A 12,941-nucleotide genomic window follows, 5' to 3' on the forward strand; every position below is an offset into this window, starting at 1 on the left:
GCGCTCCGCGGCCGTGCGGTCACTCCAGGACCACGACGTCCGCCGGATCGAACGCCACCCCGACCTCGTCGCCGACCTCCGGGGCCGACCGGAGCGGGCAGGCCGCCTCCAGGCGGGGTGCGTCGTGCGGCTGGAGGTGCACGGCGACGTGGGCGCCCCGGAAGGTGCGCGCGGCGACCCGGCAGGGCAGGCCCTCCCCGGCGGGGACGAGCCGGACTCCGGCGGGGCGGACGAGGAGCGTGCGCGCGCCCTGCGGCGTCCCGCGGGGCGCCGGGACCTTGCCCCACGGGGTGAGGGCGACGTCGCCCTCGACGCGGGCCTCAGCGACGTTCTCGAAGCCGAGGAAGCGGGCCACGAAGGCGTCCGCCGGGCGCTGCCAGACCTCCAGCGGCGTACCGGACTGGGCGATCCGCCCGTCCCGCATCACCACCACCCGGTCCGCGAGCGCGAACGCCTCGCCCTGATCGTGGGTGACCGCGAGCACGGTCGTGCCCAACGCCCCGAACAGCTCCCGCAGTTCCACGACGAGCCGTTCGCGCAGCGAGCGGTCGAGCTGGCCGAGGGGTTCGTCGAGCATCAGCAGCCGGGGGCGGGGCGCCAGGGCGCGGGCGAGCGCGACCCGCTGCTGCTCACCGCCGGACAGCGCGGCCACGGCCCGCCCGCCGGCCCCCGGCAGCCCGACCAGCTCCAGCAACTCTCTTACTTTGGCTTCCCGTTCGCTTCTCGGCACGCCGTGCATCCGCAGCCCGAAGCCGACGTTCCCGGCCACGTCGCGCTGCGGGAAGAGCTGGTGGTCCTGGAACATCAGGCCGACCTCGCGCCGGTGCACGGGCACCCGCGCCTGGTCGCGGCCGTCCAGCAGCACCCGCCCGGCGTCCAGCGGTTGCAGCCCCGCGACCGCCCGCAGCAGCGTGGACTTGCCGCTGCCGCTGGGGCCGAGCACGCAGACCGTCTCCTGCTCGGCGACGCCGAGGCCGACGGCGTCGAGCGCGGCCCGCCCGCCGAAGCGCACGGTGGCGTCCTCCAGAGCCAGCAGCATCAGAACTCTCCCGTTCGGTCCGTGCCCCGCAGCCGCTCCAGGAGCAGCAGGGCCGTGGCGCACACCAGCATGAGGATCGTCGACAGGGCCATCGCCTGCCCGTAGTTGAGGTCGCCGGGCCGCGCGAGCAGGCGGGCCACGGCGACCGGCAGCGTCGGGTCGCCGGCCCGCGCGAGGAACACGGTCGCGCCGAACTCGCCCAGCGACACCGCGAAGGCGAACCCGGCGGCGATCAGCAGCGCCCGGCGCACCAGCGGCAGGTCGACCTCCCGCCACGCCCGCCAGGGCGACGCGCCGAGCACGGCCGCCGCCTCCCGCAGCCGTGCGTCCACCGCGCGCAGCACCGGCAGCATGGTCCGCACCACGAAGGGCGCCCCGACCAGCGCCTGCGCGAGCGGGACCAGGATCCAGGAGTCGCGCAGGTCCAGCGGCGGTTCGTCCAGCGCGATCAGGAACCCGAAGCCGACGGTGACCGCCGAGACGCCGAGCGGCAGCATCAGCAGCGCGTCGAAGCCGCGGACGATCCGGCCGGCGTCCCGCCGGGTCAGCGCGGCGGCGGCCAGGGCGCCGACGACCACGGCGATGCCGGTGGCCGCGGCGGCGTAGGACAGCGAGACGCCGACGGCGTCGATCGGGGCGACGAGGAAGACGCCGCCGTCCGCGTTCGTCAGCGCCCGGTAGTAGCCGAAGCCGGGCGCGGTGAGCGAGCGGCGCACCAGCACGCCGAGCGGCAGCAGCAGGAGCACGGCGACGGTGGCGAGCACACCGGCGAGCAGCGCCCACTGGCGTGCGCCGCGCGGACGGCGGGCGGCTCCGGCGGCGCCGACGAGCCGCAGCGCGCTCTCCTGGCGCCGTACGGTCCAGGCGTGCACGACGAGGACGGCGCCCACCGCCACGAACTGCACGAGGGTGAGGACCGCCGCCGTGGACAGGTCGAAGACCTCCGAGGTCTGCCGGTAGATCTCGACTTCGAGCGTCGAGAAGGCGGGGCCGCCCAGGATCTGCACCACGCCGAAGGACGTGAAGGTGAACAGGAACACCATCAGCGCGGCGGCCGCGACGGCGGGGGCGAGCGCGGGCAGGGTGACCTTGCGCCAGGCGGTCAGCGGCGAGGCGCCGAGCACCCGCGCGGCCTCCTCCTGCCGCGGGTCGAGCTGGGACCAGAGGCCGCCCACGGTCCGCACCACGACGGCGTAGTTGAAGAAGACGTGGGCGAGGAGGATGGCCCACACGGTGGTGTCCAGGCGCACGCCCCACAGTTCGTCGAGCAGGCCGCCGCGCCCGAGCAGGGCGAGGAAGGCGGCGCCGACCACGATGGTGGGCAGCACGAACGGCACGGTGACCAGCGCCCGCAGCAGGCGCCGGCCGGGGAAGTCGTAGCGGGCCAGGACGTACGCGCCGGGCAGGGCGATCAGCAGGGTGAGCGCGGTGGAGGCGACCGCCTGCCAGGCGGTGAACCACAGCACGTGCCGGATGTCGGACTGCCCCAGCACGTCGGCGATCCGCCCGAGCCGCCAGGCGCCGTCGACCTTGAGGCCGCGCCGGACGATCGCGGCCACGGGGTAGGCGAAGAACGCCGCGAAGAACGCGACGGGCACGGCCATCAGGCCGAGCCGCGCCGCGTTCCCCCGGCGGCGGGCGCGCGGGCGGGCTACTTCAGTACGAGCGAGGTCCACGACTTGACCCACTGGTCGCGATGGGCGGCGATCCGGTCGGGCGCCAGCGTCTCGGGGTCCTTCGCCTGCGGTCCGTAGGCGGTGAACTCCTTTGGCGTCTGGGCGCCTTGGCGCACCGGGTAGACGAACATGTTCAGCGGCATGTCCTCCTGGAACCGCCGGGTGAGCAGGAAGTCGAGGAACGCCTTCCCGCCCCGGGAGTCCTTCGCGTTGCTCAGCAGTCCCGCGTACTCGACCTGCCGGAAGCAGGTGCCGTAGGCCACCCCGGTCGGCGCGGTCTTGGGGCGGGGGTCGGCGTAGACGACCTCGGCGGGCGGGGAGGAGGCGTAGGAGACGACGAGGGGCCGGTCGCCTCCCGCCTTGCGGCCTCCGGCGGATCCGGAGAACTCCTGGTCGTACGCCTGCTCCCAGCCGTCGACGACCTTCACGCCGTTGGCCTTGAGCTTCTTCCAGTAGCCCTGCCAGCCTCCGTCCCCGTACCGCGCGGCGGTGCCGAGCAGGAAGCCGAGGCCGGGCGAGGAGGCGGCGGCGTTCTCGGTGACGAGGAGGTTCTTGTACTGCGGCTTGAGCAGGTCGGCGAAGGAGGCGGGCGGGGCGAGGCGGTGGTCGGCGAAGTACTTCTTGTCGTAGTTGACGCAGATGTCGCCGGTGTCGATCGGCGTGACCCGGCGCCGGGCCTCGTCGACCCGGTACTGGGGCTGGACCAGGTCGGCGTCCTTCGCCCGGTACGGCTGGAACAGCCCGTTGTCGAGGGCGCGGGAGAGCAGGGTGTTGTCGACGCCGAAGAAGACGTCGCCCTGCGGGTCGTCCTTGGTGAGGATGGCCTTGTTGACGGCCTGGCCCGCGTCGCCGTCCTTGAGCACCTTGACGGTGTAGCCGGAGCTCTTCTCGAAGGCCGCTATGACGCTCTTGGAGGCGGCCCACGAGTCGTGGCTGACGAGGGTCACCGTCGTGGAGTCCGCGCCGGCGCGGCCGTCGGACGACCCGCACGCGGACAGCGTGACCAGGCCGAGGCCGAGGGCCGCGGCGACGAACGTGGTGCGATGCACTGATGTCCTCCTGGGTGACGGCCAGGAAGAGACGCGGCCCTGCCCGGGTTCCGCGGCGGGTTCCCGGGCAGGGCACAACAGCTTGAGTGATGACCGAACTTCCTACCCAGAATGACCTGGGCGAGGTTCAGAGGGTCTGCGGCCGGGCCGCACTCTCAGCGCTGTGGCGCTCCCCTGTCGGAATATGAAGGTGTGTACGGCCTCAGAGTACCGTCCGGCTACCGCTCGGTGGCGGCGAGCTGACCGCACGCCCCGTCGATGTCCTGGCCCCGGGTGTCCCGGACGGTCACCGGCACGCCGTGCGCGGCGACGGCCTCCACGAACGCCTTCTCGTCCTCGGGCCGCGAGGCGGTCCACTTCGAGCCCGGCGTCGGGTTGAGCGGGATCAGGTTGACGTGCACCGGCCTGCCCTTGAGCATGCGGCCGAGCCGGTCGCCGCGCCAGGCCTGGTCGTTGACGTCCCGGATCAGCGCGTACTCGATGGACAGCCGGCGGCCGGACTTCGCCGTGTAGTCGAACCCGGCGTCCAGCACCTCCCGCACCTTCCAGCGCGTGTTGACCGGGACGAGGGTGTCGCGCAGCTCGTCGTCCGGCGCGTGCAGGGAGATGGCGAGGCGGCACTTGAGGCCCTCGTCGGCGAACCGGTGGATCGCCGGGACGAGGCCCACCGTGGAGACGGTGATCCCGCGCTGCGACAGCCCCAGCCCGTCGGGCTCGGGGTCGGTCAGCGCGCGGACGGCGCCGATCACGCGCTTGTAGTTGGCCAGCGGCTCGCCCATGCCCATGAACACGACGTTGGACAGCCGCGCCGGACCGCCCGGGACCTCGCCGTCGCGCAGCGCCCGCATCCCGTCGACGATCTGGTGCACGATCTCGGCGGTCGACAGGTTGCGGTCCAGTCCGGCCTGTCCGGTCGCGCAGAACGGACAGTTCATCCCGCAGCCGGCCTGCGAGCTGATGCACATGGTCACCCGGTCCGGGTAGCGCATGAGCACCGACTCCACGAGCGTGCCGTCGAACAGCCGCCACAGCGTCTTGCGGGTGGCGCCCTCGTCGGTCGACAGGTGCCGCACGACCGTCATCAGCTCCGGGAGCAGCGCCTCCTGGAGCCTGCCGCGCGCCCCGGCCGGGATGTCGGTCCACTGCTGCGGGTCGTGCGCGTACCGCGCGAAGTAGTGCTGCGAGAGCTGCTTGGCGCGAAACGGCTTCTCCCCGATCGCGGCGACGGCCTCCTTGCGCTCGGCGGGCGAGAGGTCGGCGAGGTGCCGCGGCGGCTTCTGGGCTCCGCGCGGGGCGACGAAAATGAGTTCTCCGGGCTTGGGCATGGTGGTACCAGTGTCGCAGATCGACTGGGGTGGCCTGCGGCCGTCGGCGCGCAAGCCCGTCGCCGAGGCGAGACGCCGGGCGAGTGCCCGGCGTGCGGTCAGTTCCCCGTGGTCGCGGGGAAGAGGCGCTCGACGGCGGCGACGACGGCGGCTCGGCGCGCGGCCAAGAACGCGGCGCGTCCGTCGCCGGGCGGAGGCAGCAGGTCGGGCTGGGCGGCCCAGGCCATGGCGAGCTGGCTGACGAAGACGACGACGTCGACCGGGTCCCAGCCGGCGTCCAACCGGCCGGCTTCCTGGGCGTCGCGCACCCGCTGGACCTTGCGGGCCACCGTCTCCCGGAGGGCGTCGTCGGGGAGGGAGTCGCCGGCGCCGAGCTCCAGTTGTCCCCAGGTCATGAGGCGGAACCGTTCGGGGTGGGCGGCGAAGTAGTCATGGACGCGGCCTGCGTAGCCGGGCAGGTCCGCGGGGTCCAGGCGGGTCGCTTCGGCCACGGCCGCCAGCTCCTGCGCGGAGACGAACCGGTAGAGGGCCTCCTTGCTGGGGAAGTAGGCGTAGACGCGTTCCTTGCTGGTCCTGGCGGCCTTGGCGATCCGGTCGATGCGTGCTCCGGCGATCCCGTGCTGGGAGAACTCGGCCTTGGCCGCGGTCACGATGCGGTCGCGGGCCGAGTCGGTGCGGACCTGGGGAGTCATGCCTCCCACGCTACCTGACCGAACTGTTCGGTTTGGCACAGGGCCGCGGTCGGCCTAGACTTCAAACCGAACAGTTTGGTTTGACGTCGGGAGCTTCTCATGCAGCACAGGACACTAGGCGCCCAGGGCCTGACCGTCTCCGCGATCGGCTACGGCTCGATGGGCCTGACCATGGCCTACGGCCCAGGCGACGAGGATGCGGGCATCGCCGCCATCCGCCGCGCCCATGACCTGGGCGTCACCTTCTTCGACACCGCCGAGCTCTACGGCTGGGGCGCCGGGTCCAACGAGATCCTGGTCGGCAAGGCCGTCAAGGACTTTCGCGACGAGGTGGTCCTGGCCACCAAGTTCGGCTTCACTTTCGAGGAGCGCGGCTTCGGGCTGGACAGCCGCCCGGACAACATCCGCAAGGTCGCCGACAACAGCCTGCGCTACCTGGGCGTCGACCACATCGACGTCCTCTATCAGCACCGCGTCGACCCGGCCGTGCCGATCGAGGACGTCGCCGGGACCGTCAAGGAGCTGATCGACGCGGGAAAGGTGAAGTACTTCGGGCTCAGCGAGGCCGGCCCGCAGACCATCCGCCGCGCGCACGCCGTCCAGCCGGTCTCGGTCCTCCAGACCGAGTACTCGCTGTTCGAGCGCGACGTCGAACAGCTCTTCCCCACCCTGGAGGAACTCGGCATCGGCTTCGTCGCCTACTCCCCTCTCGGCCGCGGCTTCATCACCGGCGCCGCGAAGCCCGCCGGCCAGTACGACGCCTCCGACATGCGCAACACCGACCCGCGCTGGCAGCCCGGCGCCTTCGAGAAGAACGTCGAAGCGGTGGCCCTGCTCACCCAGCTCGCCGCCGCCAAGGGCATCACCGTCTCGCAGCTCGCTCTCGCCTGGCTGCTGGCCCAGGGCGAGCACGTCGTCCCGATCCCGGGCACGCGCAGCGCCGCCCGCGTGGAGGAGAACGCCCACGCCGCCGACGTCACCCTCACCGAGGCCGACCTCGCCGCGATCCGCGAGATCCTCCCCACCGGCGGCTTCGGCGCCCGCTACACCGAAGAGAACGTCCCCCACTGGATCTGACCCCACCCCAAGCAGACCTCCGAACCGACCGAAAGCTCCCCAACACGCCCACCCCAAGCCCCGGCGGCCGTCAGCGGCCGGGGCCTCCCCCACCTGGGCGCCTCGGTCTGGATGGGCCACACCATGGCCAATGTCGACTACGGACAGCCGCACCCGACGGCCCCCCAGATCACCCAGGCGGGGCAGGTGGGTATTGCCCACCTGCCCCACCTGGGCTAGGCTTCCGGTATCGCGATCCCGCCTGGGCTCGGCGCTCTCCCGCGATGTTGACCGACCAACGCCGAGAAGTCGGACACCAAGGAGTGCAGCAATGAGGACCACCGCGCGCGAGGAGTTCGAAGTCGTAGCAGAGACCGAAGTCGACGCCCGGGGACGCGTTTCCCTCGGACGCGCCGGAGCCAAGCCAGGCCGGCGCTACCGAGTAGAGGCAGACCCCGACGGCGTGCTCTTGCTGACCCCTGTCGTCTCCATCCCTGAGCGCGAGCTGCTGGTCTGGACAGACCACGAAGTAGCCGATCGCGTTCGTCGCGGAGTGCAGCAGGCGAAGGAAGGGAAGACCAAGGACCTCGGCGACTTCAGTCAGTACCTCGCGGAGGACGACACTGAGGACTAGCCTTTGTTCACCCTTCGCTTCTCCGACGATGCTGAAGCCACGCTCGAGCGGCTGGTGGCAGGTGGCAACGCCACTCTCTCGAAGCTGAAGAAGGTCCGCCGCACCCTTGGACGCCTGCAGAGGGACCCGAGGTACCCCGGCCTGCGTTCACACCAGTACGAGAACTTCCCGAACCTGCCGAACGAGAAGGTCTGGGACTCCTACGTAGAGAACCAGACGGCCTCCGCCTGGCGCGTCTACTGGATGTACGGCCCGAACGAAAAGGACGAGCAGGGCAACGAGGTCTCCGTGATCACGGTGCTGCTGATCGGTCCGCACCTGTAGCGGCGAGGCGGCATACGAGGCCCGGGGCGCGAGCCTTGGGCCTCGGTCCGTTTTCTGTCAGCAGCCGGTGACCGCGGGACACGTGCGACACGTCAGTGCCCTGGCTGCCGCAGGCGACGTCCCGTCGCGCAGCCGCCGGGGGCGGTCGGCGGGGGACGCTCGGCGGGTGGGACGGGGGCGAGCCCCGCCGCCGTTTCCGGTGGGGGGCTCGCCTGGGCGTCGGCGGCGGAGGCGGGTCAGGCCGCGCCGACGAAGAGGACCATCAGGAGCCAGACCACCGGGGCCGTCGGGAGCAGGGAGTCCAGGCGGTCCATGATGCCGCCGTGGCCCGGCAGCAGGGTGCCCATGTCCTTGATGCCCAGGTCCCGCTTGATCATGGACTCGCCGAGGTCGCCGAGGGTGGCGCTGACGGCGACCGCGAGGCCGAGCACCAGGCCCTGCCACCAGACGCCGTCGTCGATCATGAACTGCATGCACAGCGCCCCGGCCGCCATCGCGAAGGAGATCGCGCCGAGCAGCCCCTCGCGGGTCTTGCCGGGACTGATCCGCGGGGCGAGCTTGTGCTTGCCGAAGCGCCAGCCCACGGCGTACGCGCCGGTGTCGCTGACCACCGTGAGCAGCAGGAACGTCAGGACGCGGTACGGGCCGTCGTGCGCGCTGAGCAGCATCGCCACGAACGTGGCCAGGAACGGCACGTAGAAGGCGGCGAAGACGCCCGCCGTGACGTCCTTCAGGTAGCCCTCGGGCGGCTGGGTCATCCGCCAGACCAGGACCGCGAGCGCGGTCAGCGCCATCGCCACCCAGGCGCCCTCAGCGCCGCGGACGTAGCCGGCGACCACCATCGCCGCGCCGCCGACCGCCAGCGGCGCCAGCGGCGCGTGGACGCCCTTGCGCTCCTCCAGCCGCTTGGTCAGCTCCCACAGGCCGACCACCACCGCGGCGGCGACCACGCCGACGAACACGGCCTTGACGACGAACAGCGAGGCGATGATCACCACGCCGAGGCCGACGCCGACTCCTATCGCGGCGCCCAGGTCGCGGCCCGCGCTCTTCTTCTGCGGGGCTGGCGCCTGCTGCGGGGCGTCGGGCATGGGCTCCGGATTCTGCGGCGCCGCCCCGTGGGCGGGCGGCGGCTGCGGCATGTCGTAGGGCCGGGGCTGGGGGCGCGGCGGCCGCGTCGCCGGATGGGGCTGCGCGTGCGGCTGGGGCCGCGCCGCCTGGAACGACGCGGGGTCGTGGAGCGGAGGCTGCGGCTGCGCGTCGTAGGGGTACGGCTGGGCCTGCGGCATGCCGTACGGCTGCGCGGGCGCACCGTGGAGCGAGGGGCCGCCCAGCGGAGCGGCCCCCCGGTCGTCCTCCTGGTCCGCGCCGTGTGCGGACGCCTCGGGCACGAGAGGCATGGGGCGAGTCTGCTGGGCGCCCTGCGCACCGTACCCGGCTGGCTGCGGCGCTCCCCAGGAAGAGTCGTTCATCAGACCTCGAGCAGCTCCGACTCCTTGTGCTTCAGGAGCTCGTCCACCTGCGCGACGTACTTCGCGGTGGTGTCGTCGAGCTCCTTCTCCGCACGGCGGCCCTCGTCCTCGCCGACCTCGCCGTCCTTGATCAGCTTGTCGATGGCATCCTTGGCCTTGCGGCGCACGGAGCGGATGGACACCTTGGCGTCCTCGCCCTTGCCCTTGGCCACCTTGATGTAGTCGCGGCGGCGCTCCTCCGTCAGCTCGGGGAACACCACCCGGATGATGTTGCCGTCGTTACTGGGGTTGACGCCCAGGTCGGAGTCCCGGATCGCCTGCTCGATGTTGCGCAGCGCGGTCTTGTCGAACGGGGTGACGACCGCCATCCGCGGCTCCGGCACGGAGAACGACGCTAGCTGGTTGATCGGCGTCGGCGCGCCGTAGTAGTCCGCCACGATCTTGTTGAACATCGCCGGGTGCGCACGGCCGGTGCGGATCGCGGCGAAGTCCTCCTTGGCGACCACGACGGCCTTCTCCATCTTCTCCTCGGCCTCGAGGAGGGTCTCTTCGATCACCACTTGCTCCTGCGTGTCTTGAAGTAGGCCCGGCTGCGGTTCCTCGTCGGGGCCGACGGCCGGCTGCGTCGCGTCTTCTTCCTGCACGGTTCCCGACCGGCAGGACATTGTCCATCCCCTGGCCCGGCTCCGGTCAGTCCCGGCCCGCCGGTTCGCCCACCAGCGTGCCGATCTTCTCACCCTTGACGGCTCGGGCGATATTGCCCTCCTTCAGGAGTTCGAAGACGACGATCGGCAGCCGGTTGTCGCGGCACAGCGTGATCGCCGTCGCGTCGGCCACCTTCAGGTCGCGGGTGATGACCTCGCCGTAGCCGAGGGAGTCGAACTTCACCGCGTCCGGGTTGGCCTTCGGGTCGGAGTCGTACACGCCGTCCACGCCGTTCTTGCCCATGAGCAGCGCCTCGGCGTCGATCTCCAGGGCGCGCTGGGCGGCGGTGGTGTCGGTGGAGAAGTACGGCATGCCCATGCCGGCGCCGAAGATGACCACGCGGCCCTTCTCCAGGTGGCGCACGGCGCGCAGCGGGATGTACGGCTCGGCGACCTGGCCCATGGTGATGGCGGTCTGGACCCGGCTGTCGATGCCCTCCTTCTCCAGGAAGTCCTGGAGGGCGAGGCAGTTCATCACCGTGCCGAGCATGCCCATGTAGTCGGAGCGGGCGCGGTCCATGCCGCGCTGCTGGAGTTCGGCGCCGCGGAAGAAGTTGCCGCCGCCGATCACGACCGCGATCTCGGCGCCGTCCCGCACCACGGCCGCGATCTCGCGGGCGATGGCGTGGACCACGTCCGGGTCGACGCCCAGACCCCCGCCGCCGGAGAAGGCCTCTCCGGACAGCTTCAGCAGAAACCGGCCGGTCACGTTGCCGTCGTCGCTCTTCTGGGCCTTGGTGGTCATGAGATCCCGCCTCTGTTGCGTGCTGCACATACGAGAAGGCCATTGCCGGTGGGGCGTGTTTCGCATCCCATGCAGCGGCAATGGCCTCCTCGTCAGATCTGCTGCCGTACGTCTCTCCCGCCTGCGGGCCGGCAGGCGCGGGCGACGTGGACGGCTGCTGTCGACCCTATCCGGGCCGGGTGTCCGCGCGGTACGGACGCAAGGCTCAGATGCCGACCTTGATGCGCGCGAAACGCTTCAGGGTGACACCGGCCTCGTCCAGGACCTTCTGGACCGACTTCTTGTTGTCCAGGGCGTACGGCTGGCCGAGCAGCGTGGCGTCCTTGAAGAAGCCGTTCACACGACCATCGACGATCTTGGCGATCGCGGCCTCGGGCTTGCCCTCGGCGCGGGTGGTCTCCTCGGCGATGCGGCGCTCGGACTCGACGACGTCGGCCGGCACGTCCTCCTGGGACAGGTACTTCGGCGCGAAGGCGGCGATGTGCTGGGCGATGCCCTTGGCGACCTCGGCGTTCGGCTTGTCCAGCTCGACGAGGACACCGATCTGCGGCGGCAGGTCGGGCATCGTGCGGTGCATGTAGGCGGTGACGAAGCCGTCGGAGAACTGCGCGAAGCGGTCCAGGACGATCTTCTCGCCGAGGTTGGCGTTGGCCTCGTCCACGAACGCCTGGACGGTCTTGCCGGCCTCGATCTCGGAGGCGAGCAGGGCGTCGAGATCGGCCGGGGAGGTCTTGGCGACGTGCTCGGCGATGGTCTGCGCGACGGCCTGGAACTTGTCGCCCTTGGCGACGAAGTCCGTCTCGCACTTCAGCTCGACGAGGACGCCGGAGGAGTTGTCGTCCGCGAGGAGGGAGACCACGGCGCCGTTCTCGGCGGAGCGGCCCTCGCGCTTGGCGACGCCCTTCTGGCCCTTGATGCGCAGCGCCTCGACGGCCTTCTCGACGTTGCCCTCGGCCTCGTCCAGCGCCTTCTTGCAGTCCATCATGCCGGCGCCGGTCAGCTCGCGGAGCTTCTTGACGTCGGCGGCGGTGTAGTTCGCCATGAGTCTGTGAGTCTTTCTCGAAGTCGGGAAGATCGAAGGTCAGGGGGTCAGCGGGAACCCGTGCCGCCCGTCGAGCCCACCGCTCTCGGGGCCGGTCCCGCCGACGCGCCGCTGACCTACGGGTGAACGGCGGGAGCGGACTTCATGCGCCCGCTCCCGCCGTCGGCGCCTGACGGACGGGTCAGGCCTGCGGCTCGCCCTCGGCGGCCTTGACCTCGGCGGTCTCGGCCTCAGCGGTCTCGACCTCGGCGGTCTCAGCCTCAGCGGTCTCGGCCTCGGCGGTCTCGGCCTCAGTCGTCTCGACCTCGGCGGCGGCCTCCTCGACGGCCTCGGAGACCGGAGCGTCCGGAGCCGGAGCCTCGGCGGCGGCCTCGACGGCCTCGGCAGCCTCGTCGGACTTCTTCTCGCCCTCGAGCAGGTCGCGCTCCCACTCGGCCAGCGGCTCGCTCGCGGCCTTCTCGCCCTTGTCGCCGGCGTTGACGCCGGAACGGGAGATGAGGCCCTCGGCGACGGCGTCGGCGATCACGCGGGTGAGCAGGGTGACGGAGCGGATCGCGTCGTCGTTGCCCGGGATCTTGTAGTCGACCTCGTCGGGGTCGCAGTTGGTGTCGAGGATGGCGACGACCGGGATGTTGAGCTTCCGGGCCTCGCCGACCGCGATGTGCTCCTTCTTGGTGTCCACGATCCAGACGGCGCTGGGCACCTTCTGCATCTCGCGGATACCGCCCAGGGTCTTCTCGAGCTTGGTCTTCTCGCGGGAGAGGACCAGCAGCTCCTTCTTGGTGAGGCCGGAGGCGGCCACGTCCTCGAAGTCGATCTGCTCGAGCTCCTTCAGGCGCTGGAGGCGCTTGTAGACGGTCGAGAAGTTGGTGAGCATGCCGCCCAGCCAGCGCTGGTTGACGAAGGGCATGCCGACGCGGGTGGCCTGCTCGGCGATGGCCTCCTGCGCCTGCTTCTTCGTGCCGACGAACATGACCGTGCCGCCGTGGGCGACGGTCTCCTTGACGAACTCGTAGGCGCGGTCGATGTACGACAGCGACTGGAGCAGGTCGATGATGTAGATGCCGTTGCGCTCGGTGAAGATGAAGCGCTTCATCTTCGGGTTCCAACGGCGGGTCTGGTGACCGAAGTGGACGCCGCTCTCCAGCAGCTCCCGCATCGTGACGACGGCCATGGCCGTACT

At 71.3% G+C, this 12,941-nt stretch carries 13 protein-coding genes and 1 riboswitch; of the genes, 3 read left to right on the forward strand and 10 right to left on the reverse strand.

The features are described from left to right. Positions 1-19 precede the first annotated feature (19 nt). The 5 genes from ABZ861_RS17040 to ABZ861_RS17060 all read right to left on the reverse strand — a co-directional run bounded on the left by ABZ861_RS17040 (position 20) and on the right by ABZ861_RS17060 (position 5,781). Positions 20-1,039 carry an ABC transporter ATP-binding protein gene (locus tag ABZ861_RS17040; protein WP_361630538.1) on the reverse strand — a complete coding sequence of 340 codons (1,020 nt, stop codon included), beginning with the start codon at positions 1,037-1,039 and terminating at the stop codon, positions 20-22. Continuing rightward, positions 1,039-2,715, reverse strand: a complete 1,677-nt coding sequence (locus ABZ861_RS17045; protein ID WP_361630541.1) for an iron ABC transporter permease — start codon at positions 2,713-2,715, stop codon at positions 1,039-1,041. The genes ABZ861_RS17040 and ABZ861_RS17045 overlap by 1 nt, the downstream gene beginning before the upstream one ends. Continuing rightward, complete coding sequence (locus ABZ861_RS17050) at positions 2,691-3,764, reverse strand: thiamine ABC transporter substrate-binding protein (protein ID WP_361630544.1); 1,074 nt, start codon at positions 3,762-3,764, stop codon at positions 2,691-2,693. The genes ABZ861_RS17045 and ABZ861_RS17050 overlap by 25 nt, the downstream gene beginning before the upstream one ends. 81 nt (positions 3,765-3,845) lie before the next feature. After that, positions 3,846-3,950: riboswitch (TPP riboswitch) on the reverse strand. 32 nt (positions 3,951-3,982) lie between these two features. Beyond that, positions 3,983-5,089: a 23S rRNA (adenine(2503)-C(2))-methyltransferase RlmN gene (gene rlmN, locus ABZ861_RS17055; protein WP_361630546.1), complete on the reverse strand. Its 1,107-nt coding sequence runs from the start codon at positions 5,087-5,089 to the stop codon at positions 3,983-3,985. Between the two features lie 98 nt (positions 5,090-5,187). Further along, positions 5,188-5,781, reverse strand: a complete 594-nt coding sequence (locus tag ABZ861_RS17060; RefSeq protein WP_361630549.1) for a TetR family transcriptional regulator — start codon at positions 5,779-5,781, stop codon at positions 5,188-5,190. A 99-nt stretch (positions 5,782-5,880) separates the two neighbouring features. Between ABZ861_RS17060 and ABZ861_RS17065 the strand changes: the two genes are divergently transcribed. The 3 genes from ABZ861_RS17065 to ABZ861_RS17075 all read left to right on the forward strand — a co-directional run bounded on the left by ABZ861_RS17065 (position 5,881) and on the right by ABZ861_RS17075 (position 7,795). Then, positions 5,881-6,858, forward strand: a complete 978-nt coding sequence (locus ABZ861_RS17065) for an aldo/keto reductase (protein WP_361630552.1) — start codon at positions 5,881-5,883, stop codon at positions 6,856-6,858. 310 nt (positions 6,859-7,168) lie between these two features. Next, positions 7,169-7,471 (forward strand): hypothetical protein, encoded by a 303-nt coding sequence (locus tag ABZ861_RS17070; RefSeq protein ID WP_361630555.1) that lies wholly within the window; start codon positions 7,169-7,171, stop codon positions 7,469-7,471. A 54-nt stretch (positions 7,472-7,525) separates the two neighbouring features. After that, complete coding sequence (locus ABZ861_RS17075) at positions 7,526-7,795, forward strand: hypothetical protein (RefSeq protein ID WP_361630557.1); 270 nt, start codon at positions 7,526-7,528, stop codon at positions 7,793-7,795. A gap of 236 nt (positions 7,796-8,031) precedes the next feature. On the opposite strand, the gene ABZ861_RS17080 is transcribed toward ABZ861_RS17075, so the two are convergent. The 5 genes from ABZ861_RS17080 to rpsB form a co-directional block, all read right to left on the reverse strand. Further along, positions 8,032-9,267 carry a phosphatidate cytidylyltransferase gene (locus ABZ861_RS17080; protein WP_361630559.1) on the reverse strand — a complete coding sequence of 412 codons (1,236 nt, stop codon included), beginning with the start codon at positions 9,265-9,267 and terminating at the stop codon, positions 8,032-8,034. Continuing rightward, the gene (gene frr / locus ABZ861_RS17085; RefSeq protein ID WP_361630561.1) at positions 9,267-9,824 is read right to left on the reverse strand and encodes a ribosome recycling factor; all 558 of its coding nucleotides are present in this window, start codon (positions 9,822-9,824) and stop codon (positions 9,267-9,269) included. Before frr ends, ABZ861_RS17080 begins: the two co-directional genes overlap by 1 nt. Positions 9,825-9,957: 133 nt before the next feature. Then, positions 9,958-10,716, reverse strand: a complete 759-nt coding sequence (gene pyrH, locus ABZ861_RS17090; protein ID WP_361630564.1) for a UMP kinase — start codon at positions 10,714-10,716, stop codon at positions 9,958-9,960. Between the two features lie 205 nt (positions 10,717-10,921). Further along, positions 10,922-11,758: a translation elongation factor Ts gene (gene tsf / locus ABZ861_RS17095; RefSeq protein ID WP_361630567.1), complete on the reverse strand. Its 837-nt coding sequence runs from the start codon at positions 11,756-11,758 to the stop codon at positions 10,922-10,924. Between the two features lie 181 nt (positions 11,759-11,939). Beyond that, a complete protein-coding gene (gene rpsB / locus ABZ861_RS17100) occupies positions 11,940-12,932 on the reverse strand; it encodes a 30S ribosomal protein S2 (protein ID WP_361630570.1) in 993 nt (330 codons plus the stop codon). Between the last annotated feature and the right edge of the window lie 9 nt (positions 12,933-12,941).

The sequence above is a fragment of the Streptomyces sp. NPDC046985 genome, assembly GCF_040644415.1.
In the GTDB taxonomy this organism is placed as follows: Bacteria; Actinomycetota; Actinomycetes; order Streptomycetales; family Streptomycetaceae; genus Streptomyces.

Excerpts from the sequence above, each read along its gene's own strand:
- ABZ861_RS17065 (WP_361630552.1), top strand. The coding sequence starts at position 5,881 with ATGCAGCACAGGACACTAGGCGCCCAGGGCCTGACCGTCTCCGCGATC.
- rpsB (WP_361630570.1), bottom strand. The coding sequence starts at position 12,932 with ATGGCCGTCGTCACGATGCGGGAGCTGCTGGAGAGCGGCGTCCACTTC.
- tsf (WP_361630567.1), bottom strand. The coding sequence starts at position 11,758 with ATGGCGAACTACACCGCCGCCGACGTCAAGAAGCTCCGCGAGCTGACC.
- pyrH (WP_361630564.1), bottom strand. The coding sequence starts at position 10,716 with ATGACCACCAAGGCCCAGAAGAGCGACGACGGCAACGTGACCGGCCGG.
- rlmN (WP_361630546.1), bottom strand. The coding sequence starts at position 5,089 with ATGCCCAAGCCCGGAGAACTCATTTTCGTCGCCCCGCGCGGAGCCCAG.
- ABZ861_RS17040 (WP_361630538.1), bottom strand. The coding sequence starts at position 1,039 with ATGCTGCTGGCTCTGGAGGACGCCACCGTGCGCTTCGGCGGGCGGGCC.
- ABZ861_RS17080 (WP_361630559.1), bottom strand. The coding sequence starts at position 9,267 with ATGAACGACTCTTCCTGGGGAGCGCCGCAGCCAGCCGGGTACGGTGCG.
- ABZ861_RS17070 (WP_361630555.1), top strand. The coding sequence starts at position 7,169 with ATGAGGACCACCGCGCGCGAGGAGTTCGAAGTCGTAGCAGAGACCGAA.
- ABZ861_RS17060 (WP_361630549.1), bottom strand. The coding sequence starts at position 5,781 with ATGACTCCCCAGGTCCGCACCGACTCGGCCCGCGACCGCATCGTGACC.